This window comes from Dickeya aquatica (genome assembly GCF_900095885.1).
GTDB classification, from domain to species: Bacteria; Pseudomonadota; Gammaproteobacteria; order Enterobacterales; family Enterobacteriaceae; genus Dickeya; species Dickeya aquatica.
The window spans coordinates 2,091,160-2,117,512 of the sequence record NZ_LT615367.1 but is presented as its reverse complement, the minus strand read 5'-3'; the positions used below and the strand labels follow the sequence as shown (position 1 = coordinate 2,117,512).

Sequence of the window (26,353 nt, the reverse complement as noted above, 5' to 3'; positions counted from 1 at the left end):
GCGATTGGTGCTGGAAGACGACCTATCTTCCAGTGGCGGTAAGCGCGTAGAAAAGCCCCCGGAAGATCGATTCCGGGGGCTTTTTTTATTGCCCGGAATTTTTTAAAAAGCCTGCTTAACAGGCATCACAGACAGGATAAATTGAGGTTCACATGCTGGATAAAACACGTTTACGTATCGCAATGCAGAAATCAGGCCGCCTGAGCGATGACTCAAGGGAATTACTGGCGCGGTGCGGTATCAAGATCAACCTGCACCAGCAGCGTTTGATAGCGTTCGCCGAGAACATGCCTATCGATATTCTGCGGGTACGCGATGACGATATTCCCGGTCTGGTGATGGACGGCGTCGTCGATTTAGGCATCATCGGTGAAAACGTGCTGGAAGAAGAGTTGTTAAACCGACGGGCACAGGGTGAAGACCCGCGTTACTTCACACTGCGCCGCCTCGATTTCGGTGGCTGCCGTCTGTCTTTGGCTATGCCACTCGATGAGGAGTACACCGGCCCGCAGTGTCTCGACAATAAACGTATTGCAACCTCTTACCCTCACCTGCTGAAAAAATATCTTGATAAACAAGGTGTCAGCTTTAAATCTTGCCTGCTCAACGGTTCTGTCGAAGTCGCGCCGCGCGCAGGCCTTGCCGATGCTATCTGCGATTTGGTGTCTACCGGTGCCACGCTTGAGGCCAATGGCTTGCGTGAAGTCGAAGTGATTTATCGCTCCAAAGCCTGTCTGATTCAGCGTGATGGCGAGATGCCCACCGAAAAACAGCAGTTGATCGATAAACTGCTCACCCGTATGCAAGGCGTGATTCAGGCCCGAGAATCCAAATACATCATGTTGCACGCGCCGAGCGATCGCCTGGAAGAAGTGATTGCGTTACTGCCCGGAGCCGAACGCCCGACCATTCTGCCGCTGGCCGGCGACCAGAACCGTGTTGCCATGCACATGGTCAGCAGTGAAACCCTATTTTGGGAAACTATGGAGAAACTGAAATCACTGGGTGCCAGCTCTATTCTGGTACTGCCTATCGAGAAAATGATGGAGTAAGCTCATGAGCAACCGCTTCAATACCCTGATTGACTGGCAGGCATGCAGTGAAGAAGAACAGCGTCAGTTGCTGACGCGCCCGGCTATCTCCGCGTCGGACAAAATCAGCGCTATCGTCAGTGACATTCTGGCTGAGGTTCGCCGTCAAGGCGACGACGCATTACGCGATTACAGTGCCCGTTTTGACAAAGTGCAGGTCAAACAGCTGCGCATCACGGATGAGGAGATTCAGGCGGCCGCTGCTCGCCTTGGCGATGATATCAAGCAAGCCATGAGTAATGCGGTACGTAATATCGAGCGCTTCCACAACGCGCAAAAACTGCCCACAGTGGACGTCGAAACGCAGCCAGGCGTACGTTGTCAGCAACTTACACGCCCGATTGCCAATGTCGGGCTGTATATTCCCGGTGGTTCAGCCCCGCTGCTGTCTACAGTGCTGATGCTGGCGACACCGGCCCACATTGCCGGATGCCAGCGCGTTATTCTCTGCTCGCCACCGCCGATTGCTGATGAAATTCTCTATGCCGCACAATTATGTGGCGTACAGGAAGTGTTCCAGCTTGGTGGAGCGCAAGCGATTGCCGCCATGGCATTCGGCACAGACAGCGTGCCCAAGGTCGATAAAATCTTTGGCCCCGGCAACGCGTATGTCACAGAAGCCAAGCGCCAGATAAGCCAACTGCTCGATGGCGCAGCGATTGATATGCCAGCGGGCCCGTCCGAAGTTTTGGTGATTGCCGACAACGGAGCCACGCCGGATTTCATCGCCGCCGACCTGCTCTCACAGGCCGAGCACGGCCCGGATTCTCAGGTTATCCTGCTAACGCCGGACGAAAATCTGGCTCGCGCGGTCATTGAGGCCGTCGAGCGCCAGTTAATCACCTTGTCACGCGCGGATATTGCCCGTCAGGCGCTCGACAGTAGCCGGGTTATCGTCACCCGCGATGTCGCACAATGTCTGGCAATCAGCAACCGGTACGGCCCGGAACATCTGATAATCCAAACCCGTGATGCGGCCTCGCTGGTCGAGCACATTACCAGCGCAGGCTCCGTGTTTTTAGGTGACTGGTCGCCCGAATCTGCCGGTGATTATGCCTCTGGCACCAATCACGTACTGCCAACCTACGGGTATACCGCCACTTACTCAAGCCTGGGATTAGCCGATTTCCAAAAACGCATGACCGTACAGCAACTCTCACCGGAAGGACTGCTGGGGCTTGCCTCAACCATCGAAATTATGGCTCAGGCAGAACAGTTAACAGCCCATAAAAACGCTGTGACATTGCGCGTCAACGCCTTAAAGGAGCAAGCATGAGCATTGAAAATTTGGCACGCGATAACGTGCGCCGCCTCACTCCGTATCAGTCCGCCCGCCGTTTGGGTGGCAAAGGTGATGTCTGGCTGAATGCCAACGAATACCCGCAGGCGACGGAATACCAGTTGACGATGCAGACGTTAAACCGCTACCCGGAATGCCAGCCGGTTCAGGTCATTGCGCGTTATGCGGCCTATGCGGGCGTTAACCCGGATCAGGTGCTGGTCAGCCGCGGCGCAGATGAAGGCATCGAGCTACTTATTCGTGCTTTTTGTGAACCCGGTCAAGACGCTATCCTGTACTGTCCGCCGACTTACGGCATGTATGCCGTCAGCGCTGAAACCTTTGGTGTCGAGCGGCGTGTCATTCCGGCGCTTTCTGACTGGCAGCTTGACGTTGAGGCGATTGCACGCTCGCTGGATAACGTGAAGGTGATTTACGTCTGTTCGCCGAATAATCCAACCGGCAACCTGATTAACCCTGATGATTTGCGTCGCCTGCTCGAGCTGGCCCGTGGCCGGGCAATTGTCGCCATTGATGAGGCTTACATCGAATTCTGCCCGCAGGCCAGCACCGTGAGCTGGCTGGCACAATACCCCCATCAGGTGGTGCTGCGCACGTTATCGAAAGCCTTCGCACTGGCAGGGCTGCGCTGTGGCTTTACGCTGGCAAGCCCGGAAATCATTACACTGCTGTTAAAAGTGATTGCGCCTTATCCACTGGCATTGCCCGTTGCCGATATCGCGGCACAGGCCTTATCCGATGAAGGGCTGGCAAAGATGCGCCGCCATGTTGCCGAGGTGTGTGATAACCGCCGCTGGCTGCTAGATGCACTGAAAACGCTGCCTATCATAGAAACGGCTTCCCCTGGGGAAGGCAATTATGTGCTGGTGCGCTTTAACGACTCACCAGCAGTCTTTAAAACCTTGTGGGATCAGGGCATTATTTTACGCGATCAGAACAAACAACCGGGGCTGGCTGGCTGTCTGCGTATCAGCATCGGCACCCGATACGAGTGCGAGCGTGTGATTAGTGCACTGCAAGCGCTGTCAGGCACAACAGCATAATTTGAGGAATCACTGTGGGATTAAAGTACCTTTTCATCGACCGCGACGGCACACTGATTGCTGAGCCCCCGAAGACTTTCAGGTTGACCGGCTGGACAAGCTGGCGCTGGAGCCGAATGTGATCCCCTCATTGCTGTCGTTGCAGCAAGCGGGCTTCAAACTGGTGATGATCACCAATCAGGATGGTCTTGGCACCAGCAGTTTCCCGCAGGCGGATTTTGATCCGCCGCATCAGTTGATGATGCAAATTTTCACCTCTCAGGGCATCCACTTTGAACGTGTCTTGATTTGCCCGCATTTCCCCGGCGATAACTGCGATTGCCGTAAGCCCAAAACCGCTCTGGTCGATGCCTTCCTCAAAGAGAACGTGATGGACAGCGCCAACAGCTACGTGATTGGCGACCGGGAAACCGATGTACAACTGGCGCAGAATATGGGCATTACCGGTCTGCGTTATCAGCGTGACGGCCTCAACTGGCAGGCCATCACCACACAACTGACGCGCCGCGATCGTCACGCACACGTCAGCCGTATTACTCGTGAAACGGCCATCGATGTCAACGTCTGGCTCGACAGAGAAGGCAGCAGCAAAATCCATACTGGCGTCGGCTTTTTCGATCACATGCTGGATCAAATCTCCACCCATGGCGGTTTTCGCATGAATATCGATGTAAAAGGCGATTTGTACATTGATGATCACCACACCGTCGAAGACACCGCGCTGGCGCTGGGCGAAGCGCTGAATAAAGCGCTGGGTGACAAACGCGGAATTGGCCGTTTTGGTTTTGTGTTGCCGATGGATGAGTGCCTGGCACGCTGTGCGCTGGATATCTCTGGTCGCCCTCATCTTGAATATAAAGCAGAGTTTAATTATCAGCGCGTGGGCGATCTGAGCACTGAGATGGTTGAACATTTCTTCCGCTCACTGTCTTATGCGATGGGCTGCACACTGCACCTGAAAACCAAAGGTCGTAATGATCATCACCGTGTGGAAAGCCTGTTTAAGGTCTTTGGTCGTACGCTGCGTCAGGCGATTCGGGTTGATGGCAACACACTGCCAAGCTCCAAAGGGGTGCTGTGATGAACGTCGTCATTCTGGACACCGGCTGCGCAAATCTCTCGTCAGTGATGTACGCCGTACAACGACTGGGCTATCAGCCACAAGTCAGCCGTGCACCAGAGGTCGTGCTACGGGCCGATAAGCTCTTCCTGCCCGGTGTCGGCACTGCCCAGGCAGCCATGGCACAGTTGGCCGAACGCGAGCTTATCGAGTTAGTGAAAGCCTGTACCCAGCCGGTGCTGGGTATCTGTCTCGGTATGCAATTATTAGGCAGTCACAGTGAAGAGAGCGGTGGCGTACGTACGCTTGGGCTGGTGGATACCCCGGTACAACAAATGGCTGACCACGGTCTGCCTTTGCCGCACATGGGGTGGAATCAGGTGACATCACAGGCAGGCCACCGCCTGTTTCGTGATATTCCCGATGGCACACACTTCTATTTTGTCCACAGCTATGCCATGCCATTGTGTGCAAATACCATTGCACAATCGCATTATGGCGAAGCGTTCACGGCAGCCGTGCAGCAAGAGAACTTCTACGGCGTCCAGTTCCATCCTGAACGTTCTGGTGCAGCCGGTGCACAGCTACTGAAAAATTTTCTGGAGATGTAAATCGCGATGATTATTCCTGCATTAGATCTGATTGATGGACAGGTCGTCCGTTTGCATCAGGGCGATTATGGGCAGCAACGTCAGTACGGCAGCGACCCGCTTCCCCGTCTGCAAGACTATCAACAGCAAGGTGCCCAGGTTTTGCATCTGGTCGATCTGACCGGGGCCAAGGATCCGGCAGCACGCCAGATCCCGCTGTTACAAACGTTACTCGCTGGTGTCTCCGTGCCAGTACAGGTCGGGGGAGGTATTCGTACCGAACAGGACGTTGAGGCCTTGCTGGCTGCCGGAGCCAGCCGTGTCGTCATCGGCTCAACGGCCGTCAAACACCCGGAGCGGGTGCAACAGTGGTTTACCCGTTATGGCGCAGATGCTCTGGTGCTGGCATTAGATGTACGCATTGACGCCAACGGGGTAAAAAATATTGCCATCAGTGGCTGGCAGGAGAATTCCGGCATTACGCTTGAAGAAACCGTTGAGCGGTATCTTCCGTTTGGCCTGCAACATGTGCTGTGCACCGATATTTCCCGCGATGGCACGCTGCAAGGCTCAAATGTGGCGCTCTATCGTGAGATCGGCACTCGCTATCCACAGGTCGCCTTTCAGGCTTCCGGCGGTATCGGCTCACTGGACGATATCCGCGCGCTGCGTGATAGCGGTGTGCAAGGCGTGATTGTTGGCCGTGCCTTATTGGAAGGAAAGTTCACTGTAACGGAGGCGATTTCATGCTGGCAAAACGGATAATCCCCTGTCTGGATGTACGTGACGGGCAAGTGGTCAAAGGCGTACAGTTTCGCAACCACGAAATCATTGGCGATATCGTCCCACTGGCGAAGCGCTATGCTGAAGAGGGCGCGGATGAGCTGGTATTTTATGACATTACCGCCTCGTCCGATGGCCGTGTCGTTGACAAAAGCTGGGTATCACGGGTTGCAGAGGTGATCGATATTCCGTTTTGTGTCGCCGGCGGTATTAAAAGCGTGGAAGATGCCGGGCAAATTCTCTCGTTTGGCGCAGATAAAATCTCTATCAACTCCCCCGCTCTGGCCGACCCGGATTTAATCTCACGGCTGGCCGAGCGCTACGGCGTGCAATGTATCGTTGTCGGGATTGATACCTGGTATGACGCCGACAGCGGGCTGTACCATGTGAACCAGTATACCGGTGATGAATCGCGCACCCGCGTCACGCAGTGGCAAACCCTCGACTGGGTGCAGGAAGTGCAAAAACGTGGCGCGGGCGAAATCGTGCTTAATATGATGAATCAGGATGGCGTGCGTAACGGCTATGACCTCACGCAGTTAAAACGGGTACGTGAGGTCTGCCACGTCCCGCTTATCGCCTCCGGTGGTGCGGGTACCATGCAGCATTTCCTCGATGCCTTTCTAAGCGCCGGGGTTGACGGGGCGTTAGCCGCATCCGTTTTTCATAAACAAATCATAAATATTGGCGAACTCAAGCAGTTCCTTAAGCAACAAGGCGTGGAGATCAGGGTGTGTTAACCGAACAGCAACAGAGCCAGCTTGACTGGCAAAAAACCGACGGCATGATGCCAGTCATCGTGCAACATGCGGTTTCCGGTGAAGTGCTGATGATGGGCTACATGAATCAGGACGCATTACAGGCTACCCTGCAAAGCGGTAAAGTTACCTTCTACTCCCGCACCAAGCAGCGTCTGTGGACAAAAGGAGAATCCTCTGGCCATTTTCTCAATGTGGTTTCCATCACACCCGATTGTGACAACGATACCCTGCTGATTCTGGTCAACCCTATCGGCCCAACCTGCCATCTTGGCAACACCAGTTGTTTCCATCCGGCACAAGCACAGTGGCAATTTCTTTATCAGCTCGAACAGCTACTGGCGGAGCGCAAACATGCCGACCCAGGCAGCTCTTATACCGCGAAACTCTACGCCAGTGGCACCAAACGCATTGCGCAGAAAGTAGGTGAAGAAGGGCTGGAAACTGCGTTAGCCGCTACTGTGCATGATAAAGAAGAACTGACCAACGAAGCCGCAGATTTAATGTACCACCTGCTGGTTCTGCTTCAGGATCAAGAACTGGATTTGGGCACCATTATCGATCGCTTAAAAGAGCGGCATAACCGCTAACTCGTCACCCGCTTCACCGGTTATTTACCTGTCCGGTGGAGCAACATCACGTTATTTCCCTTCTTCAACACACTATTCACCCTTCACCCGGTTTAACCGCGTCTACTGACATCGCGTTGATTGCCAGATTAAAGCGGAAGGCGGTGGCACTTATGGACTCGGACAAAAAGGCACTTCGGGAAGTTGTGACGCAGACTATAAGAAACAGGGACTGGGTAATCTATTCAATACGTGGTTACAGGCCCCACAAAAAATAGAACCCATTATTGCCTACGTACTGTTGGCAAAATAATCATGGTAGTCGTGATACCGCGATCAGCGACTCGCTAAAATACCCTGAATAGCGATAAAAAAATAGCACCCTGCGGGTGCTATTTATTACATAGAGATGACAGTTGACTGTCACTCGTAGATATTGGCGCGGTCACGCAATTCTTTGCCCGGTTTAAAATGCGGAACATATTTGCCTTCCAGCTCCACTTTTTCACCGGTTTTAGGATTACGGCCAACACGCGGTGCACGGTAGTGGAGTGAAAAACTGCCAAACCCGCGAATCTCGATGCGGTCACCACTGGCCAGCGTTGTAGCCATCTGTTCCAGCATCTCTTTGACGGCATCCTCAACCAACTTGGCCGGGATATGAGATTGCTGTCCAGCAAGTCTTTCGATAAGTTCAGACTTGGTCATGCTTCCTCCAAGTGTGTGGTCAGTTCACACCACATTAACTTACTACCGTTTAAGGCTGAGCAGAAAATAACCAACCATTACTGCCCACCCCACCGTCATTACTCGCCTTTAGCGGCTTTGAACGCTTCAGCCATCGCGTTAGAGAAATTGCTTTCTTCCGGTTTGTTATTAACAGAAGCGATAGCATCTTTCTCGTCAGCTTCATCCTTAGCACGGATGGACAGGCTAACTACGCGGTTCTTACGATCAACGCCAGTGTATTTGGCTTCGATTTCATCACCAACGTTCAGAACCAGCGTGGCATCTTCGATGCGATCACGAGAGGCTTCAGAAGCGCGCAGGTAACCTTCAACACCGTCAGCTAATTCAACTGTAGCACCTTTGGCGTCAACTGCGGTGACTTTACCCGTAACAATCGCACCTTTCTTGTTAACAGACAGGTAGTTATTGAACGGATCTTCAGCCAGCTGTTTCACGCCCAGAGAGATACGCTCACGCTCTGCATCAACCTGCAATACAACAGCAGCGATTTCGTCACCTTTCTTGTATTCGCGAACGGCTTCTTCACCAGCCACGTTCCAGGAAATGTCAGACAGGTGCACCAGACCATCAATGCCGCCATCCAGACCGATGAAGATACCAAAGTCAGTGATTGACTTAATCTTACCTTCTACACGGTCGCCTTTATTGTGGGTTTCAGCAAACTGCTGCCACGGATTGGCTTTGCACTGTTTCAGGCCCAAGGAGATACGACGACGTTCTTCATCGATATCCAGAACCATAACTTCAACCACGTCGCCCACATTAACTACTTTGGACGGATGGATGTTCTTGTTAGTCCAGTCCATTTCAGAAACGTGTACCAGACCTTCAACACCTTCTTCAATTTCAACGAAGCAGCCGTAATCAGTCAGGTTAGTTACGCGACCAGTCAGCTTGGTGCCTTCCGGGTAACGTTTAGCGATAGCCACCCACGGATCTTCACCCAGCTGTTTCAGGCCCAGGGATACACGGGTACGTTCGCGGTCAAACTTCAGCACTTTAACAGTGATTTCGTCGCCCACATTGACGATTTCGCTCGGATGTTTAACACGTTTCCAAGCCATATCGGTGATGTGCAGCAGGCCGTCAACACCGCCCAGATCAACGAATGCACCGTAGTCAGTGAGGTTCTTAACGATACCTTTAACTTCCATGCCTTCTTGCAGGTTTTCCAGCAGTTGATCACGTTCTGCGCTATTTTCAGATTCGATAACGGCACGACGGGAAACCACAACGTTGTTGCGCTTCTGGTCCAGCTTGATAACTTTGAACTCAAGCTCTTTGCCTTCCAGATGCAGGGTGTCACGTACCGGACGAACATCTACCAGTGAACCCGGCAGGAACGCACGAATACCGTTCAGCTCAACGGTGAAACCGCCTTTCACTTTACCGTTAATCACACCGGTAACAGTAGCCGCTTCTTCGTAAGCTTTTTCCAGCATCAGCCATGCTTCGTGACGTTTAGCTTTTTCGCGAGACAGCAGCGTTTCGCCGAAGCCGTCTTCTACTGCGTCCAGCGCTACGTCTACTTCATCACCGACCTGGATTTCAATTTCACCCTGGGCGTTTTTGAACTGCTCTACCGGAATGGCAGATTCAGACTTGAGGCCGGCATCAACCAGGACTACGTCCTTATCGATAGCAACCACAACGCCACGAACGATGGAACCCGGGCGGGTTTCGATTTCTTTCAGGGATTCTTCAAAGAGTTGAGCAAAAGATTCAGTCATGTTGATAATCTTTGGGTTTTCAAATTTAACGTCCATCTGGCATCCTGCTCGATGGGGTTGTTTCACATCCCCGCCACATCCTTGCAGCGGGGCAAAAAGCATTGTCAGACGGCCAGAGACAGCCTTTCTCGAACATAAGCCAGCGCGCGAGCAACAACGTCATCCAGCGTCATATTGGTCGAATCAAGCAGCAAAGCATCAGGCGCTGCCACTAATGGCGCAACAGATCGGCCACGGTCACGATCATCGCGCTCTTTAATCTCGGACAAAAGACGTTCAAAGTTAACATTAAAGCCTTTTTCCTGCAACTGAAGCATGCGGCGTTTTGCACGTTCCTCTGCACTGGCATCTAAAAAGATTTTTACCGGCGCATCAGGAAAAACCACCGTCCCCATATCCCGGCCATCAGCAATGAGTCCAGGCATTTCACGGAATGCTCTCTGGCGGCGTAACAAAGCTTCTCGCACACGGGGAAATACTGCTGCCTGCGACGCCGTGTTGCCGACTTCCTGAGTGCGGATCGCGTTGCTGACATCCTCGCCCTCCAAAATGACCTGCAATTGATCCTGCTGCGGAACAAATCGCACATCCAGATGAGAAGCCAGAGGCACTAACGCCTCTTCGGAGGTAACATCAACCTGATGGTGCAACGCAGCCAGTGCCAACACTCGATAGATGGCACCAGAATCGAGCAGATTCCATTGCAGTGCATTCGCCAATGCCTTGCACAATGTGCCCTTACCTGCGCCACCTGGCCCGTCAACCGTAATTACCGGTACAGTCACCGCCATTATCTACTCCTTCAAATACAGAAATCGTATGCCATATAGACCATACAATAAGTCATTATACCGTGCTGTGGCGAGAATCGTGAAATTAAAGACTGATTACTATGGAATATTGGGTGAATCTTTCTGTAACCAGAGTATCTCGCTAATGCCATAGGGTGACCCCTATGGCATCTCAATCAGCCATGCTGGCTTAGGCGCTCCAGTTGCTGAAAATAATCAGGGAAGGTTTTGGCTGTGCATTTTGGGTCAAGAATCGTTATCGGTGTATCCGATAACGCCACCAGCGAAAAACACATCGCCATGCGATGATCGTTATAGGTGCCGATATCCGCCGTTTTCAACTGCGATGGTGGCGTAATACGAATATAATCGTGCCCTTCCTCCACCTCTGCACCGACTTTGCGAAGCTCAGTTGCCATTGCAGCCAACCGATCGGTCTCTTTTACTCGCCAGTTGTAGATGTTTCGCAGTGTAGTGGTTCCCCCCTGGGCAAATAGCGCCGTCGTGGCAATCGTCATTGCTGCATCAGGAATATGATTCATATCCATATCAATGGCATGCAATTCACCACGCTGACACTCAATATAATCATCACCCCAGCGGATGTGAGCCCCCATTTTCTCCAGCACATCGGCAAAACGAATATCGCCCTGAACACTCGCACGTCCAACGCCAGTCACTCGAACCGTACCACCTCGAATCGCTGCTGCCGCAAGAAAATAAGATGCAGAAGACGCATCGCCTTCCACCAGATACTGGCCAGGAGAACGGTAGCGCTGATTACCACACACAACAAATGTTTGATAACCCTCGTTAATTACCGTAATCCCAAAGGTTTTCATCATATGCAGGGTGATATCAATATAGGGTTTAGAAACCAGATCACCTTTAATGCGGATGCGGGTATCCTGCTTCGCTAATGGCGCAGCCATCAGCAATGCTGTCAGGAACTGGCTGGACACAGAACCATCGACACTGATGTCCCCTCCCTGAAAACCGCCTTTTAAGCGCACGGGGGGGTAATGCTCCTGCTCCAGGTAGTCAATCTTCGCACCACCCTGACGCAATGCATCAACCAGATGGCCAATCGGGCGCTCTTTCATCCGCGGTTCCCCCGTCAGCACAATGTCACCATCGCTCAGACATAGCGCCGCAGCCAATGGGCGCATCGCCGTCCCGGCATTGCCGAGGAAAAGTTCTAACGGCGCAGAGGCCACAAATGCACGTCCCAACCCGGTAATTTCACAGGTGGTGCGATCGGTTGATAGTTGATAGTGAACACCCAATGCGCTCAGTGCATTGAGCATATGGCGGACATCATCACTATCAAGCAGGTTTGTCAGGCATGTGGTGCCTTCAGCTAACGCGGCCAGCAACAATGCGCGGTTAGAAACACTTTTTGACCCCGGCATATTAATCGTGCCGTTAATCAATGAAATGGGTTGTAGGGTCAGGGATTCCTGCATGTGAAACCGATTCTCCAAAGAATTAACATGAAAACCCCGGCCAGATACCGGGGTTTAAACTACATCAGCCTAATTGCTGTATTTGCTAAGACATGCTGCCATCAACCGTGACGCCGCTCAAAGTCAGCCATAAATTCGGTCAGTGCTTTCACACCCTCCAGCGGCATCGCGTTATAAATAGATGCGCGCATTCCACCAACCACACGATGACCTTTTAGTGCATGCAGGCCAGCATCGTGTGCTTCGCGTAAGAACAGCGGATCAAGTGCCGCGTCAGCCAGTTGGAATGGCACATTCATGCGGGAACGGTTTGCCGATACCACATCGTTACGATAAAAATCGCTGCCATCAATCGCGCTGTACAATAAATCCGCTTTGGCCTGGTTGCGTTTCTCCATCTCCAGCAAGCCGCCCTGCTCTTTCAGCCACTTAAATACCATGCCTGACAAATACCAGGCGAATGTTGGCGGCGTGTTGAACATGGAGTCATTATCAGCCAGAACCTGATAATCCAGAATGGAAGGTAATTCACGACGAGCGTTACCGAGAAGGTCATCACGGACAATCACCAGCGTCAGGCCAGCCGGGCCAATATTTTTCTGTGCACCGGCATAAATCACCCCATACCGGCTGACATCAAGCGGACGTGAAAGAATACTGGAAGAGTAATCCGCCACTACAATTTTATCACCGAAATCAGGCTCTTCTTCGATGGCTAAACCGTCAATCGTCTCATTTGGACAGTAATGTACATACGCCGCCGTTTCAGATAAGGCCCAGTCACGCATTGCCTGTACACCACGCAAACCGTCTACGTGTGTTTTGACATCAATAACGTTCGGCTTACAGTATTTTTCAGCCTCTTTAACCGCACTGTGAGCCCAATACCCCCCATCAATATAATCTGCCGAGACATTGTCACCCAACAGGTTAAGCGGAACGGCAGCAAATTGAGCACGGGCCCCACCGTGACAGAACAACACTTTGTAATTTGAGGGGATCTTAAGAAGGTCGCGTAAATCCTGCTCAGACTCATTGGCTACCTGCATGAACTCTTTACTGCGATGACTGATTTCCATCACCGACGTTCCCAGCCCATGCCAGTTGCACAACTCCTGCTCCGCGCGACGCAATACTTCTACCGGTAACATAGCCGGACCGGCACTAAAATTAAAAACCTGAGCCATTTCCCCTCACCACGTATAAATAATAGCGACCTGTTTTTTTAGTCGCATCAGTTTACCCTGCTATCGGTTTTATCACTCGTTTTTCCTGCCTGCAATGCTTATTAGCCCAAGAGATGAAAAGTTGCATACCGGCTCGCGCGTTATTTATTGCCGTATGGCATCACTCACGGATCATTGCGAGACATTACGCAACACCAGACAGGTAAGATAGAGTCCCTCGTTAAAACCACGTATGATGCAGCCTCTTCATAACACATTCAGGTTCGTACCATGACCCAAACGTTTATCCCAGGCAAAGACGCCGCCCTGGAAGATTCCATCGCCCGTTTTCAACAACAGCTCCAAAACCTGGGGTTTACTATCGAGGAGGCCTCATGGCTGAACCCGGTCCCCAACGTCTGGTCAGTACATATTCGTGACCGTGACTGCGCGCTGTGCTTTACCAATGGCAAAGGCGCTACTCGCAAGGCCGCGCTGGCCTCTGCATTAGGTGAATATTTTGAACGGTTATCCACCAATTATTTTTTCGCTGATTTTTATCTGGGTCAGCAGATTGCAGAGGGTGACTTTGTTCATTATCCCGATGAAAAATGGTTCCCCATCCCTGAAGATGACAGCCTCCCGTCAGGTATTCTGGATGCGCGTTTGCATGACTTTTACGACCCAGAGCAGCAGTTAGTCGCCAGCGATTTAGTCGATTTGCAATCAGGTAATCACAACCGGGGTATTTGCGCCCTGCCGTTTACCCGGCAATCTGACCAGCAAACGGTCTACATCCCAATGAACATCATCGGTAACCTGTATGTATCAAATGGGATGTCAGCCGGGAATACCCGCAATGAGGCTCGCGTTCAGGGGTTGTCCGAAGTTTTTGAACGCTATGTTAAAAACCGCATTATCGCCGAAGCTATTAGCCTGCCAGCTATCCCGCAAGAGATACTGGCTCGCTACCCCGGTGTAGTTGAAGCGATTGCTACGCTTGAAAAAGAGGGTTTCCCGATCTTCGCCTACGATGCGTCGCTCGGTGGTCAGTACCCGGTTATTTGTGTTGTCCTGTTTAATCCTGCCAATGGTACTTGCTTTGCTTCTTTCGGCGCACACCCGGCCTTTGGAGTGGCACTCGAGCGCACCGTGACCGAATTACTACAAGGGCGAGGGCTCAAAGATCTGGACGTATTTACCGCTCCCACCTTTGATAATGATGAAGCCGCAGAACACACCAATCTGGAAACCCATTTTATTGACTCAAGTGGCTTGATTTCATGGGATCTCTTCAAAAAAGATGCCGACTATACATTTGCCGACTGGGACTTTAGCGGGACAACCGAGCAAGAATTCACCACGCTGATGGCCATCTTCAACAAAGAGGGCCAAGAGGTTTACATCGCTGACTACGAGCACCTGTCAGTTTATGCTTGCCGTATTTTGGTGCCAGGAATGTCTGATATCTACCCGGCAGAAGACCTGTTGCTGGCAAACAACAGTATGGGCGCACATTTGCGTGACACCTTGCTGGCATTACCAGATAGCGCATGGGAAAAAGAGGAATACTTGGCGCTGCTGCAACAACTGGACGATGAAGGGTTGGATGATTTTACACGCGTGCGCGAATTACTTGGCATTGCCACTGGCAAAGACAACGGCTGGTTTACCCTGCGTGTTGGTGAATTAAAATCTATGCTGGCCCTGGCTGGTGGAGCGCTGGAAGATGCACTCAGTTGGGTTGAGTGGTCGATGGATTTCAACCAGTCTGTCTTTAGCGCTGAGCGAAGCAATTACTACCGCTGCCTGCAAACATTACTGCAATTAGCGCTGGAGCCAGAGCGTGATGCCGAGCAGTATTACGATGCTTTCGTGCGTATGTATGGTCGCAACACCGTTGAGCTGGCAAGCGCAGCCGTTGCCGGTGAACAGTGCTTCTACGGGTTATTTGCTATAGATGCCGACCTGAAAGCATTACCGGCACATCAATCGTTACTGGCTGCGTATGAGAAGCTTCAGCAGGCCAAACGTCAGCATTGGCGGATAAAATAAACGCCCCGTGCAGGATGATATTCAAATGTCATCCTGCACGGCAGGACAATTAATATCCTTTATTTTAAAATGGTTATTGGTGTATTCCTGATTCGGTAACACAGCGAATATTTATTTTTACCTTGTCGATTAATGTTATCAACAAGTAAATAATAAATAAAATAACGTAAAAACAGCGCCGTTTTTTCTACAATACTTTATTTTATTTAACGCTAAAACGCGCTTTTCAACCCACAATTCAACAGTTTTTGTAATTTTTAAAAAAAATTTTCCTTTTTATTTTCATAAACATAAGTGATAAATCAAGGTGGGAAGCACCGTTGAACGGCCCGATAAATTTCACCGGTATGATCCATGTCAAATTCTGGCTAATCGGCCTTTGTTAATATTACAGCGTAGATAATTTTTAAGAGAGAGTTAGTGTGAAAGCTGACAACCCCTTCACTTTGTTATTACCACCCGCCATGGCAAAAGTCGCCGAGGATGCTGGTGTTTATAAAGCAACGAAACAACCGCTCACCGCTTTTTTTCTGGCAGTAACAGCGGGCGTCTTCATCTCCATTGCGTTTGTTTTCTATATTACAGCCACCACGGGTTCCTCTTCCATGCCTTACGGTATGGCTAAACTGATTGGAGGCATCTGCTTCTCGATGGGGCTGATGCTGGTCGTGGTTTGTGGGGCTGACCTGTTCACGTCAACCGTGCTAACCGTTATTGCCAAGGCCAGCGGTCGCATAACCTGGAAACAGTTATGGGCGAACTGGTTTAACGTGTATATCGGCAATCTGGTGGGTGCGCTATTCTTCGTTGCACTGATTTGGTTTTCTGGTGAATACATGGTCGCGAATGGCGCATGGGGGCTGAATGTGCTGCAAACGGCCAACCACAAGCTAGAGCACTCGTTTGTTGAAGCGCTTTGCCTTGGGATTCTGGCAAACCTGATGGTCTGTCTGGCTGTATGGATGAGTTATTCCGGCCGTTCTCTGACAGATAAAATGCTGGCGATGATCCTGCCTGTTGCGATGTTTGTCGCCAGTGGCTTTGAGCACAGCATTGCCAATATGTTCATGATCCCGATGGGGATTGTTATCAAGAACTTTGCTTCTGATACTTTCTGGCATGCCATCAGCATGACCGCTGCGCAGTTTGAACATCTGACTGTCAGCAACTTCATTATCGACAATCTAATCCCTGTCACCATCGGTAACATTATTGGTGGTGGACTACTGGTAGGTTTGACTTACTGGGTTATCTATTTGCGCGGTGGAGACAAGCACTAAGCTGCTGTCGGCCGCAACGTCGGGTTATAAAAATCCAATCAAAGGTAGGTGTAATATGACCGAACTTAATCAGAAACTCGCCCAGGCTTGGGAAGGTTTTAGCAAAGGCGAATGGCAGAATGGCGTTAACGTGCGTGACTTCATTCAGAAGAACTACGTGCCGTATGAAGGTGATGAATCCTTCCTGTCTGGTGCCACCCAGGCGACCAGTTCCCTGTGGGACAAGGTCATGGAAGGCATCAAACAGGAAAACCGCACCCATGCACCGGTTGATTTTGATACCGACGTTGCTGCAACGATTACCTCTCATGATGCTGGTTATATCAGCAAGAATCTGGAAAAAATCGTTGGCCTGCAAACAGATGCCCCGCTGAAACGTGCGATTATCCCGTTCGGCGGCATCAAAATGGTCGACAGCTCTTGCAAAGCGTATGACCGCGAGCTGGATCCACAGTTAAAGAAAATCTTCACTGATTACCGTAAAACTCACAACCAGGGCGTGTTTGACGTCTACACCCCAGACATCCTGCGTTGTCGTAAGTCTGGCGTGCTGACTGGCTTGCCTGACGCCTATGGCCGTGGTCGTATCATCGGTGACTATCGCCGTGTTGCGCTGTACGGTATCGACTACCTGATGGCAGACAAATTCGCTCAGTTCACTTCTCTGCAATCCAAACTGGAAAATGGCGAAGATCTGGAAGCAACGATTCGTCTGCGTGAAGAGATTGCTGAACAGCATCGCGCTCTGGGTCAAATCAAGGAAATGGCAGCCAAATACGGTTGTGACATCTCCGGCCCGGCGACGACGGCTCAGGAAGCGGTACAGTGGACCTATTTCGGCTATCTGGCTGCGGTAAAATCCCAGAACGGTGCCGCAATGTCCTTTGGTCGTGTGTCCACCTTCCTTGACATCTACATCGAGCGCGATCTGAGCGCAGGAAAAATCACCGAACAGGATGCTCAGGAACTGATCGACCACCTGGTGATGAAACTGCGTATGGTTCGTTTCCTGCGTACGCCGGAATATGATGAACTGTTCTCTGGCGACCCGATTTGGGCGACGGAATCGCTGGCCGGTATGGGTCTGGATGGTCGTACGCTGGTTACCAAAAACAGCTTCCGTTTCCTGAACACCCTGTACACCATGGGGCCGTCTCCGGAACCGAACATGACCATTCTGTGGTCTGAAAAACTGCCGCTGAACTTCAAGAAATTTGCCGCTAAAGTGTCTATCGATACTTCTTCTCTGCAATATGAGAACGATGACCTGATGCGTCCTGACTTCAACAACGACGATTACGCTATCGCCTGTTGCGTAAGCCCGATGGTAGTCGGTAAACAAATGCAGTTCTTCGGTGCTCGTGCCAACCTGGCGAAAACCATGCTGTACGCTATCAACGGCGGTGTGGACGAAAAACTGAAGATGCAGGTTGGTCCGAAATCTGAACCGATTAAAGCCGATGTGCTGAACTTTGATGAAGTGATGGAGCGTTTAGATCACTTCATGGACTGGCTGGCTAAACAGTACGTCACTGCGCTGAACATTATTCACTACATGCACGACAAATACAGCTATGAAGCTTCGCTGATGGCGCTGCACGATCGTGACGTATTCCGTACCATGGCATGTGGTATCGCAGGCCTGTCTGTCGCTGCTGACTCCCTGTCCGCCATCAAGTATGCCAAAGTCAAACCGATTCGTGACGAAAATGGTCTGGCTGTTGACTTTGACATCGAAGGGGAATACCCGCAGTTCGGTAACAACGACCCGCGCGTTGATGACCTGGCCTGTGACCTGGTTGAACGTTTCATGAAGAAAATTCAGAAACTGAATACCTACCGTGGCGCAACACCAACGCAGTCTGTACTGACCATTACGTCTAACGTGGTTTACGGTAAGAAAACCGGTAACACCCCGGATGGTCGTCGCGCGGGTGCACCGTTTGGACCGGGTGCTAACCCAATGCATGGCCGTGACCAGAAAGGTGCCGTAGCCTCTCTGACTTCCGTCGCTAAATTGCCGTTCGCCTACGCGAAAGATGGTATCTCTTATACCTTCTCTATCGTACCTAATGCGCTGGGTAAAGATGACGACGTGCGTAAAACCAACCTGGCAGGCCTGATGGATGGTTACTTCCACCACGAAGCCAGCATCGAAGGTGGTCAGCATCTGAACGTTAACGTGATGAACCGTGAAATGCTGCTTGATGCCATGGAAAACCCGGAAAAATATCCGCAGTTGACCATTCGCGTATCGGGTTATGCCGTTCGCTTCAACTCGCTGACTAAAGAACAGCAGCAGGATGTGATTACCCGTACCTTTACTCAGTCCATATAATCAGACTGATTGAAGTACATAGACTGAAGGCTCCACATTTGTGGGGCCTTTTTATACCCTCTCCCCTTCCTTTTGTGGATCCTCCTTCTCTTCGGCGATATCCTTCGCTGGCGGATGGACCCAAGCCTGTTTTGTCAGGCAGCCCGCCAACGCCGGGCTGCCTGACAAAACAGATTAGACACAGGACAAATATCATGGCCATGCCGCCATGTATTGGTTACTGCGCTCATCGAAGGCCGCTATTTCTCGGCCCAACCTGGAGAAACCTCGCATGTCAGTTATTGGTCGCATTCACTCTTTCGAATCCTGTGGCACCGTTGATGGCCCAGGAATTCGCTTCATCACATTCTTTCAAGGCTGCCTGATGCGTTGCCTGTATTGTCACAACCGTGACACCTGGGATACGCATGGCGGCAAAGAAGTGACGGTTGAAGAGTTGATGAAAGAGGTCGTGACCTATCGCCATTTTATGAATGCTTCTGGTGGTGGTGTTACCGCCTCCGGTGGTGAGGCAATTTTACAGGCTGAGTTCGTGCGTGACTGGTTTCGCGCCTGTCGTGAGCAGGGCATTAACACCTGTCTGGATACCAATGGTTTTGTGCGGCGCTATGATCCGGTCATTGATGAATTGCTGGATGTCACAGACCTGGTCATGCTGGATCTGAAACAGATTAACGATACCGTGCATCAGAATTTAGTGGGTGTATCCAATCACCGCACGCTGGATTTCGCCCGTCATCTCGCCAAACGTAATCAGCGCACCTGGATCCGCTATGTGGTGGTGCCGGGCTGGAGTGATGATGATGCCTCGGCTCATCAGTTGGGCGAGTTTATCCAGGATATGCGTAATATCGAAAAGATAGAACTGCTGCCATACCATGAGCTCGGCAAACATAAATGGACAGCAATGGGCGAAACCTACCAGCTTGACGGCGTGAAGCCCCCCAAAGCCGACACGATGGATCGCATCAAAGCGATTCTTTCCGGCTATGGACACAAGGTTGTGTACTAAACATAGCTTACTGCATGAATCATCAAGAGCCGATCATCACAGATGATGTTATCGGCCTTCCCTTTCACCGGTAGCCTGCTGCGGGTTGTTAACGGGAGAGAGATTCAGGCTGCCTGTGGGTGAGGATGATGATCGCCCCTTTTCAGCAGTAAGACTAAATAACCCAGTGAAACTGCGGCGATCAACACAAACAGGAGTTGATCGGGATAGGTCTGCATTAACATAGCCGCAAAACCGGGGCCGCACAGGCTGCCTACGGTATAACTGAGCAACAGGGCCTGATTCATGGCAACCAAGTCATGGGAAGCCACTCTCTCACAAGCCCATGACATGGCAACCGGATAAAGCGTAAAACCAGAGGCCCCGAGTAAAAAGAGTGCCGGAGCCATGCTATAACGCCCCGGCATCAGCATCGCAAGCGCGCCCAGAATAACGACAAACACCTGTACACGCAGCACCAGCAACCGACCATAGCGGTCCGCTAATCGTCCAATCGGCCACTGCCCGATAATCCCCGCGCAGATGAGCAGCGCCATCCAGTAGCCGATATGCGCGTCACTCATTCCTTGATGTGCCAGATAGACGGGCAGTAATCCGTATAATGACCCGAGGATCACCCCAGACATGACACATCCCTGAATACCGAACCTGGCCGACCGGTAACAGAGCATATGCCAGAGACGTGCCCGTGGCTTTTCGGACTGTATTGGCGACGCAAAACGTGCAAACAGCAGTGGAATAACCGCCAGCACCACCAGAGCTACCAGCCAGGGTAATAGACTCAATAATGCCGTTGGCACTATGCTTAACAGCAACTGACCCGCAACACTACCGAGATAATAAGCCACCATATACGCAGCCAGCAGTTGCCCACGATTAAGCGCATGACCGCTGCACAAGAGTGCGCTTTCCACCACTACCCAAATCAACGCACACCCAATCCCCGCGATAAAACGCCATATCACCCAGAGCCACACATCCGGTGACAGCGCCAGCGCGCTACTGGCAACACCAAATAGCAACGCAGCCAGATAGTAACTGCGATTAAAACCACAGAGGCGAATTATGCCGCCTGCGACCAGCGTTCCCAGCAAATTACCGCTAAAATAGGCCGAACCGACCAGCCCCACTTGCCAGACAGGCAAATGGCGGCCATTGAGCCACAGCGGCACCAGCGTATTTAATATCGCAAGACAAACCGTAAGCAGCAGTAGCCCGCAGAGTAGCAACAATACCGGGCGCGTATAGGTGGACATGGGAAGACAAACCAGCGAGGTGATATTTTTCGCGCATCATGCCACTGGCAATAACAAAGTCAATCAGCTTATTGATGAGCAGAGCACGATTTGCCGCAGCCATGGTACACCTTGTCAGCGGAGGTACCGGATAGCCTCATCGACGCGAAACACGCTTCCATTCAAGATTGTGCACAAACCACTGCGCCAGAAAATCCACCAGCGCACGGAGTGCCAGCGGCATATGTTCTCGTGAATGGTATACGGCAAAAATACCCAGCTCCTGTGGCTCAGCCTCGGGAAACAGGGCGATAAGGCGCTTACTGGCAATCAAATCGGATACCGAATATACCGGTTGCAGGCTAATCCCGGCTCCGTTTAGCGCGGCCTCCAGCAGCATCAGCGAATCATTGGCGCTGAAATTACCACTCACTGGCACCGCAAAAGTCTTCCCCTGACGAGTAAATTGCCACAGGCTTTTATTAAAGTATGAGTAAGTCAGGCAGTGGTGCACCGCCAAATCCTCCACGCGCTGTGGCGTGCCATGATTGGCCAGATACTCAGGTGACGCACAGACCACCGAGGGGCACCAGCCAAGTCGTCGTGCAATCAGGCCCGGATCCAAATGGCTGGTGATGCGAATGGCCAAATCAATCCGCTCTTCAATAAGGTTCAGCGTATGACTGGCGAGTTGCAAATCCACCGCGGTCTTAGGATAACGTTTTAGATAGGCGGTTAATGCTGCCACCAAGGTGGTACTTGCCAGTGATGGCGCACACGTCAAACGCAACAGCCCGGAAGGCTCTTTTTGATCATGCCCTGACAGCTCAAATTTTTGCGAAATTGCCAGTAAATCACGGCAGTGTTGTAACACCACTTCACCTTCACTGGTCAGGCTTAATTGACGGGTACTGCGATGCAGCAAACGTGTCTGAGCCCAGGCTTCCATTTCAGCTAAATAACGCGTCACCATCGCCCGGGACATATCGAGCTGTTGCGCGGCCCCCGTCAGGCTGCCTTGTTCGGTTATCGTCACAAAGACGTGTGCGGCGGTAATTCTATCCATCATTTGTCCGATTTATGCAACAAAGCTGTTCGCTTTGACGGGTTTATCTCATAAGAAATGAAATCTACCATGTCGCTCTATTATTCAGAAAGGAGAATTCCGTGTTAAAACATACCTTACTCGCCACACTACTCGCCGCCGTTACGGGCTCTGCGTCTGCTGCATTGAAATTAGATGTTTATAATCCCGGCGAGCACGCTGTTTTTCCGGTTTCATCAGAAATCATTACCGGAGAACACGATGCCCTGCTGATTGATGCACAGTTCCAGCGCAATGATGCGCAGAAACTGGTAGAAAAAATCCGTGCAACCGGTAAAACACTGAAAACTATTTACATCAGCCACCATGACCCTGATTTCTATTTCGGGCTGGATGTACTTAAAGCCGCCTTCCCTCAAGCACACATTGTTGCCACACCTCAGACAATAGCCGCCATCAAGGCAACCCAGGAGAAGAAAGTCGCTTACTGGGGGCCAGTACTAAAAGAAAATGCACCGAAACAAATCGTCATACCCAGTGCGCTCACTGGTGACCACCTGACGCTGGAAGGTCATTCTATCGACGTCGTCGGCCTCAATGGCGCAACACCGGATCGCACCTTTGTCTGGGTTCCGGCATTAAAAGCGGTGATGGGTGGCGTACAGGTTTCAGCAAATATTCATGTCTGGATGGCCGATACCCAGTCAGTGGCATCCCGCCAGCACTGGCTGGCCGATTTGGATAGCATTGATAAGCTCAAGCCGGTTACCGTGGTGCCAAGCCATTACGCCGTAAACCACGATGGCTCTGCCCCTTGGTCGGTGCAAAATGTGGCCTTCACCCGTCAATATCTGCAAACATTTGAGCGATATGCGCAATCATCAGCAAACAGCAGCACCCTGGTGGATGCGATGAAGAGCGCGTATCCGAATCTGGGTGAGGTGTCTTCACTGGAACTGGGTGCGAAAGTGATTAAAGGCGAGCTGTCATGGCCGTAATGACACTCGGTGTCTGATAACAACGGCGGGCAACGCCCGCCTGAACATTGTCGTGTTAGCGCCTCGTCAATTTTCTTTCAGGTTTGCGATCGCCGATCGCAGAACCGAAGCAGAAAATTGAGCGCTTACCTGCTAACTCCCAGGATATAGACAATAATTAAAGCATAGCGCCACATCTGTTGATTACCGTTCAGCCCCGGTTCGATGCGTAATGTCGTGGTGCAATAACCAGTCCCTTTTCTTTTTCTGGTGTGCCCGCAATACCGGGCAACATACGGAGCGTATGAATGAACAGGCTACACTACATCTTCGACCCTCTGTGCGGTTGGTGTTATGCCGCAGCGCCATTGATCCATGCTGCTCGCAAGGTTGCCGGATTACCTATCGTGCTGCATGCCGGTGGGATGATGACCGGGCCTAATCGGCGTCGTATTACCCCTGAATGGCGGGATTATGTTCAGCCGCACGATCGCCGCATTGCTCAGATGAGCGGTCAGCCATTTGGCGATGGCTACTTTAACGGCCTGCTGTGGGATTTAACGGCCACACTGGATTCAGAGCCCCCTACGACCGCGATACTGGCCGCAGAGGAGTTAGGTGGCAGAGGACTTGATTTGCTCGAACGCCTTCAGCGGGCGCACTATGTGGAAGGATTACGAATTTCAGACCCGCCGGTGTTAATGAAGCTGGCGGTAGAAATTGGCCTGTCACTGGATGATTTTGAAAATGCCTGCACTCACTGGCGCGGCTTACCCACCCGAAAACACATTGAAGAAAGCCGCCACTGGCTTACCCAGTCTGGCGGAGCCGGATTTCCGACGCTGGTGTTCGCCATCGATGATGCACTCACTACCCTAAATATCGCCCCCTGGCTGGGCCGCCCCGATGACTGGCTGGTCTATCTGGAAAAACGGGTTGCCGAAAATCAGTAACCGCTCCATTCACAGGCTGCGTCACTCACCCGGTTGTGACGCGGCAACCTCCTGCTGAATGAAGGCCATCTGACAGCCTCTTTCCTTGTGGAAAATTTCATATTATCTTTCAAATAAATACATCGATTGTCTCAATCACTGACAGGATCCCTTATGATTCGTGTTCATCATCTGAATACCTCGCGCTCACAGCGTATTTTATGGTTGCTGGAAGAATTAGATGTGCCTTATGAGGTCATTAACTATCAGCGTAATAAAGCCACCTTACGCGCGCCAGCAACCTTGCGTCATGTGCACCCACTAGGTAAAGCACCGGTTATTGAGCATGATGGCAGGGTGCTGGCTGAAACCGGAGCCATTATCGAATATCTGGTAGCGACATTTGGCCCACATCTCGCCCCCCGCGCCGAACACCCGGACTTCTGGCGTTACCGTTACTGGATGCACTACGCCGAAGGCTCACTGATGCCAGCCATGCTGCTTAAGCTGGTGGCCTATAAAATGGGGCCATTTGGCTGGCCCATTCGCGGCATGGTCAATACGCAGCTCAATCTGCATTATGATTTTTTAGAACAGGAAGCCGCAAAGTCTGAATGGCTCGCAGGCCAGACATTCTCAGCCGCCGATATCATGATGGGAGGGTATCCTCTGGATACCTCTGCACAGCGTGGCTGGCTAACGCCGGCACGCCCCAACCTCTGGCGCTTGCTGGAAGCGATGCGAGCACGACCAGCCTGGCAACGTGCCGCTCGTCATGGCTAACATCACTACAGGTGATTGCGCCGTCTGACAAGACCGCGCGCTGTGCCATTGGGCAATAAAATAATGTTTGGCGCTGCCATAGCAAAATCACCAGGCGCAAGCACCTTGTGGCCCGGTTCTGTTATAGAAAAGGTTTTATGGAAAAATAAAAAGCCGATCGGCGAATTACCACCGATCGGCTTTTTTCTTCAAACAGAATGCGATAAACGCCACTGGCTGCGGTTAAGAGTCGATACCGCGTTTACTGTCGCACTGCACATTTAGCCGCCGATATACTCCAGCCCATTCATGTAAGGGCGTAATACCGCCGGTACTTCAATACGGCCATCCGCCTGCTGATAGTTTTCCAGCACCGCCACCAGTGCACGCCCCACGGCCAACCCCGACCCATTCAGTGTATGTACCAGACGCGTTTTCTTATCACTCTTGCTGCGGCAGCGGGCCTGCATACGGCGCGCCTGAAAGTCGCCACAGTTCGAGCAAGAAGAGATCTCACGGTAGGTATTTTGCGCTGGCAACCAGACCTCAAGATCGTAGGTCTTGATCGAACCAAAGCCCATATCCCCGGAGCACAACAACACTTTACGGTATGGCAGGTTCAGCAATTGCAGCACTTTTTCGGCATTCCCGGTCAGTTCTTCCAGCGCCTGCATGGAGTCTTCCGGGCGAACAATCTGCACCATTTCCACTTTATCGAACTGGTGTACACGAATAAGCCCGCGGGTATCACGACCATAAGAGCCGGCTTCTGAACGGAAACAAGGCGTATGCGCAGTTAATTTAATCGGCAGGCTGTCATCATCCAGAATTTCATCGCGCACCAGATTGGTCAGCGGCACTTCTGCTGTGGGGATCAGCGCATAATTGCTGGTTTCAGCTTCTTCGCTCAGCGGACGGGTGTGAAACAGATCTTCACTGAACTTCGGCAACTGACCGGTGCCATAGAGCGTGGCATGGTTAACCAGATAAGGCACATAGGCCTCCTGATAGCCATGTTCACCGGTGTGTAAATCCAGCATAAACTGCGCCAGCGCACGGTGCAGACGGGCTAACTGCCCTTTCATTACCGAGAAACGGGCACCGGTCAGCTTCACACCAAGCGCCATGTTAAGGCCGCCTGTCAGCTCCCCCAAATCCACATGGTCGCGGACGGGGAAATCAAACTGACGAGGCTCTCCCCAGCGGAACACTTCCTGATTTTCTGACTCATCTTTGCCGAGCGGCACACAGTCATCAGGCATGTTAGGGAGGGTCAGCGCAATCGTTTCAATGCTATTAAGCACCTGCTGAAGTTCGGCTTTAGCTGCTTCCAGCTTTTCACCCAGTTCATTCACATCACGGCGCAATGGCTCAATGTCTTCCCCGCGCGACTTCGCCGCTCCAATCTCTTTCGATCGGGAGTTACGTTCTGCCTGCAAATTTTCTGTTTCGACCTGAAGCACTTTGCGGCGCTCTTCCAGCGTACGCAGTGCCTCCACATCCAGTTTAAAATTTCGGCGAGCCAGTAATTTTTCGGCAACTGCGTCTAGCTCGTTACGCAGCAAGTTGGGATCGAGCATGCTAGTCCTGTGCTTGTATTATTAAAGGAATAGAAAGGGT

22 protein-coding genes, 1 pseudogene and 1 other annotated feature (1 of these 24 cut by a window edge) are annotated in these 26,353 nt (G+C 51.7%); of the genes and pseudogenes, 15 read left to right on the top strand and 8 right to left on the bottom strand.

The genetic code is table 11. From position 1 onward, the window contains the following. Positions 1-88 (top strand) — a sequence feature (His leader region) (it extends 33 nt beyond the left edge of the window). A 64-nt stretch (positions 89-152) separates the two neighbouring features. The 8 genes and pseudogenes from hisG to hisIE all read left to right on the top strand — a co-directional run bounded on the left by hisG (position 153) and on the right by hisIE (position 7,215). Beyond that, entirely contained in the window at positions 153-1,052 is a 900-nt protein-coding gene (gene hisG, locus DAQ1742_RS09515) for an ATP phosphoribosyltransferase (protein WP_035342218.1), read from the top strand. A 4-nt stretch (positions 1,053-1,056) separates the two neighbouring features. Further along, the gene (gene hisD, locus DAQ1742_RS09510; RefSeq protein ID WP_035342220.1) at positions 1,057-2,367 is read left to right on the top strand and encodes a histidinol dehydrogenase; all 1,311 of its coding nucleotides are present in this window, start codon (positions 1,057-1,059) and stop codon (positions 2,365-2,367) included. After that, positions 2,364-3,434, top strand: coding sequence for a histidinol-phosphate transaminase (gene hisC / locus DAQ1742_RS09505; RefSeq protein ID WP_035342223.1), 1,071 nt, complete (start codon positions 2,364-2,366; stop codon positions 3,432-3,434). Before hisD ends, hisC begins: the two co-directional genes overlap by 4 nt. A gap of 14 nt (positions 3,435-3,448) precedes the next feature. After that, positions 3,449-4,515: pseudogene (gene hisB / locus DAQ1742_RS09500) on the top strand (bifunctional histidinol-phosphatase/imidazoleglycerol-phosphate dehydratase HisB). Continuing rightward, on the top strand, positions 4,515-5,105 hold the full coding sequence (gene hisH, locus DAQ1742_RS09495) for an imidazole glycerol phosphate synthase subunit HisH (RefSeq protein ID WP_035342225.1): 591 nt from the start codon (positions 4,515-4,517) through the stop codon (positions 5,103-5,105). Before hisB ends, hisH begins: the two are co-directional and overlap by 1 nt. A gap of 6 nt (positions 5,106-5,111) precedes the next feature. Continuing rightward, on the top strand, positions 5,112-5,849 hold the full coding sequence (gene hisA, locus DAQ1742_RS09490) for a 1-(5-phosphoribosyl)-5-[(5-phosphoribosylamino)methylideneamino]imidazole-4-carboxamide isomerase (RefSeq protein ID WP_035342230.1): 738 nt from the start codon (positions 5,112-5,114) through the stop codon (positions 5,847-5,849). Beyond that, complete coding sequence (gene hisF, locus DAQ1742_RS09485) at positions 5,831-6,607, top strand: imidazole glycerol phosphate synthase subunit HisF (RefSeq protein ID WP_035342232.1); 777 nt, start codon at positions 5,831-5,833, stop codon at positions 6,605-6,607. The genes hisA and hisF overlap by 19 nt, the downstream gene beginning before the upstream one ends. Next, a complete protein-coding gene (gene hisIE, locus DAQ1742_RS09480) occupies positions 6,601-7,215 on the top strand; it encodes a bifunctional phosphoribosyl-AMP cyclohydrolase/phosphoribosyl-ATP diphosphatase HisIE (RefSeq protein WP_035342234.1) in 615 nt (204 codons plus the stop codon). Before hisF ends, hisIE begins: the two co-directional genes overlap by 7 nt. Before the next feature lie 402 nt (positions 7,216-7,617). Here hisIE and ihfB read toward each other — a convergent pair whose 3' ends face one another. The 5 genes from ihfB to serC form a co-directional block, all read right to left on the bottom strand. Further along, positions 7,618-7,902 (bottom strand): integration host factor subunit beta, encoded by a 285-nt coding sequence (gene ihfB, locus DAQ1742_RS09475; protein WP_035342236.1) that lies wholly within the window; start codon positions 7,900-7,902, stop codon positions 7,618-7,620. A gap of 98 nt (positions 7,903-8,000) precedes the next feature. Next, positions 8,001-9,710, bottom strand: a complete 1,710-nt coding sequence (gene rpsA, locus DAQ1742_RS09470; protein WP_071604078.1) for a 30S ribosomal protein S1 — start codon at positions 9,708-9,710, stop codon at positions 8,001-8,003. A 68-nt stretch (positions 9,711-9,778) separates the two neighbouring features. Further along, on the bottom strand, positions 9,779-10,465 hold the full coding sequence (gene cmk, locus DAQ1742_RS09465; protein ID WP_067486971.1) for a (d)CMP kinase: 687 nt from the start codon (positions 10,463-10,465) through the stop codon (positions 9,779-9,781). 176 nt (positions 10,466-10,641) lie between these two features. Further along, complete coding sequence (gene aroA / locus DAQ1742_RS09460; RefSeq protein ID WP_067486975.1) at positions 10,642-11,931, bottom strand: 3-phosphoshikimate 1-carboxyvinyltransferase; 1,290 nt, start codon at positions 11,929-11,931, stop codon at positions 10,642-10,644. Positions 11,932-12,032: 101 nt separating this feature from the next. Continuing rightward, the gene (gene serC / locus DAQ1742_RS09455; protein WP_035342241.1) at positions 12,033-13,118 is read right to left on the bottom strand and encodes a 3-phosphoserine/phosphohydroxythreonine transaminase; all 1,086 of its coding nucleotides are present in this window, start codon (positions 13,116-13,118) and stop codon (positions 12,033-12,035) included. Positions 13,119-13,388: 270 nt separating this feature from the next. On the opposite strand from serC, the gene ycaO reads away from it, so the two are divergent. The 4 genes from ycaO to pflA all read left to right on the top strand — a co-directional run bounded on the left by ycaO (position 13,389) and on the right by pflA (position 19,782). Next, complete coding sequence (gene ycaO, locus DAQ1742_RS09450) at positions 13,389-15,152, top strand: 30S ribosomal protein S12 methylthiotransferase accessory factor YcaO (protein ID WP_035342243.1); 1,764 nt, start codon at positions 13,389-13,391, stop codon at positions 15,150-15,152. Between the two features lie 422 nt (positions 15,153-15,574). Continuing rightward, entirely contained in the window at positions 15,575-16,432 is an 858-nt protein-coding gene (focA, locus tag DAQ1742_RS09445; RefSeq protein ID WP_035342246.1) for a formate transporter FocA, read from the top strand. 55 nt (positions 16,433-16,487) lie between these two features. Continuing rightward, entirely contained in the window at positions 16,488-18,770 is a 2,283-nt protein-coding gene (gene pflB / locus DAQ1742_RS09440; protein WP_035342249.1) for a formate C-acetyltransferase, read from the top strand. 271 nt (positions 18,771-19,041) lie between these two features. Next, the gene (gene pflA / locus DAQ1742_RS09435; protein WP_035342252.1) at positions 19,042-19,782 is read left to right on the top strand and encodes a pyruvate formate lyase 1-activating protein; all 741 of its coding nucleotides are present in this window, start codon (positions 19,042-19,044) and stop codon (positions 19,780-19,782) included. Positions 19,783-19,886: 104 nt separating this feature from the next. On the opposite strand, the gene DAQ1742_RS09430 is transcribed toward pflA, so the two are convergent. Together DAQ1742_RS09430 and DAQ1742_RS09425 are read right to left on the bottom strand one after the other, a co-directional pair. Beyond that, a complete protein-coding gene (locus DAQ1742_RS09430; protein ID WP_067486979.1) occupies positions 19,887-21,038 on the bottom strand; it encodes an MFS transporter in 1,152 nt (383 codons plus the stop codon). Positions 21,039-21,174: 136 nt separating this feature from the next. Beyond that, positions 21,175-22,083, bottom strand: coding sequence for a LysR family transcriptional regulator (locus DAQ1742_RS09425; RefSeq protein WP_035346031.1), 909 nt, complete (start codon positions 22,081-22,083; stop codon positions 21,175-21,177). A 101-nt stretch (positions 22,084-22,184) separates the two neighbouring features. Between DAQ1742_RS09425 and DAQ1742_RS09420 the strand changes: the two genes are divergently transcribed. The 3 genes from DAQ1742_RS09420 to DAQ1742_RS09410 all read left to right on the top strand — a co-directional run bounded on the left by DAQ1742_RS09420 (position 22,185) and on the right by DAQ1742_RS09410 (position 24,754). Continuing rightward, positions 22,185-23,060 (top strand): MBL fold metallo-hydrolase, encoded by an 876-nt coding sequence (locus tag DAQ1742_RS09420; RefSeq protein ID WP_067486982.1) that lies wholly within the window; start codon positions 22,185-22,187, stop codon positions 23,058-23,060. Between the two features lie 287 nt (positions 23,061-23,347). After that, the gene (locus DAQ1742_RS09415; RefSeq protein ID WP_035342260.1) at positions 23,348-23,992 is read left to right on the top strand and encodes a DsbA family protein; all 645 of its coding nucleotides are present in this window, start codon (positions 23,348-23,350) and stop codon (positions 23,990-23,992) included. Positions 23,993-24,145: 153 nt separating this feature from the next. Then, a complete protein-coding gene (locus DAQ1742_RS09410) occupies positions 24,146-24,754 on the top strand; it encodes a glutathione S-transferase family protein (RefSeq protein WP_035342263.1) in 609 nt (202 codons plus the stop codon). A gap of 260 nt (positions 24,755-25,014) precedes the next feature. On the opposite strand, the gene serS is transcribed toward DAQ1742_RS09410, so the two are convergent. Then, entirely contained in the window at positions 25,015-26,313 is a 1,299-nt protein-coding gene (serS, locus tag DAQ1742_RS09405; protein ID WP_035342265.1) for a serine--tRNA ligase, read from the bottom strand. Positions 26,314-26,353: the final 40 nt, after the last annotated feature.

Excerpts from the sequence above, each read along its gene's own strand:
- serC (WP_035342241.1), bottom strand. The coding sequence starts at position 13,118 with ATGGCTCAGGTTTTTAATTTTAGTGCCGGTCCGGCTATGTTACCGGTA.
- DAQ1742_RS09430 (WP_067486979.1), bottom strand. The coding sequence starts at position 21,038 with ATGTCCACCTATACGCGCCCGGTATTGTTGCTACTCTGCGGGCTACTG.
- hisD (WP_035342220.1), top strand. The coding sequence starts at position 1,057 with ATGAGCAACCGCTTCAATACCCTGATTGACTGGCAGGCATGCAGTGAA.
- pflB (WP_035342249.1), top strand. The coding sequence starts at position 16,488 with ATGACCGAACTTAATCAGAAACTCGCCCAGGCTTGGGAAGGTTTTAGC.
- hisG (WP_035342218.1), top strand. The coding sequence starts at position 153 with ATGCTGGATAAAACACGTTTACGTATCGCAATGCAGAAATCAGGCCGC.
- rpsA (WP_071604078.1), bottom strand. The coding sequence starts at position 9,710 with ATGGACGTTAAATTTGAAAACCCAAAGATTATCAACATGACTGAATCT.
- hisH (WP_035342225.1), top strand. The coding sequence starts at position 4,515 with ATGAACGTCGTCATTCTGGACACCGGCTGCGCAAATCTCTCGTCAGTG.
- ihfB (WP_035342236.1), bottom strand. The coding sequence starts at position 7,902 with ATGACCAAGTCTGAACTTATCGAAAGACTTGCTGGACAGCAATCTCAT.
- ycaO (WP_035342243.1), top strand. The coding sequence starts at position 13,389 with ATGACCCAAACGTTTATCCCAGGCAAAGACGCCGCCCTGGAAGATTCC.
- DAQ1742_RS09410 (WP_035342263.1), top strand. The coding sequence starts at position 24,146 with ATGATTCGTGTTCATCATCTGAATACCTCGCGCTCACAGCGTATTTTA.
- DAQ1742_RS09415 (WP_035342260.1), top strand. The coding sequence starts at position 23,348 with ATGAACAGGCTACACTACATCTTCGACCCTCTGTGCGGTTGGTGTTAT.
- cmk (WP_067486971.1), bottom strand. The coding sequence starts at position 10,465 with ATGGCGGTGACTGTACCGGTAATTACGGTTGACGGGCCAGGTGGCGCA.
- DAQ1742_RS09425 (WP_035346031.1), bottom strand. The coding sequence starts at position 22,083 with ATGGATAGAATTACCGCCGCACACGTCTTTGTGACGATAACCGAACAA.
- aroA (WP_067486975.1), bottom strand. The coding sequence starts at position 11,931 with ATGCAGGAATCCCTGACCCTACAACCCATTTCATTGATTAACGGCACG.
- hisC (WP_035342223.1), top strand. The coding sequence starts at position 2,364 with ATGAGCATTGAAAATTTGGCACGCGATAACGTGCGCCGCCTCACTCCG.
- pflA (WP_035342252.1), top strand. The coding sequence starts at position 19,042 with ATGTCAGTTATTGGTCGCATTCACTCTTTCGAATCCTGTGGCACCGTT.
- serS (WP_035342265.1), bottom strand. The coding sequence starts at position 26,313 with ATGCTCGATCCCAACTTGCTGCGTAACGAGCTAGACGCAGTTGCCGAA.
- hisF (WP_035342232.1), top strand. The coding sequence starts at position 5,831 with ATGCTGGCAAAACGGATAATCCCCTGTCTGGATGTACGTGACGGGCAA.
- hisA (WP_035342230.1), top strand. The coding sequence starts at position 5,112 with ATGATTATTCCTGCATTAGATCTGATTGATGGACAGGTCGTCCGTTTG.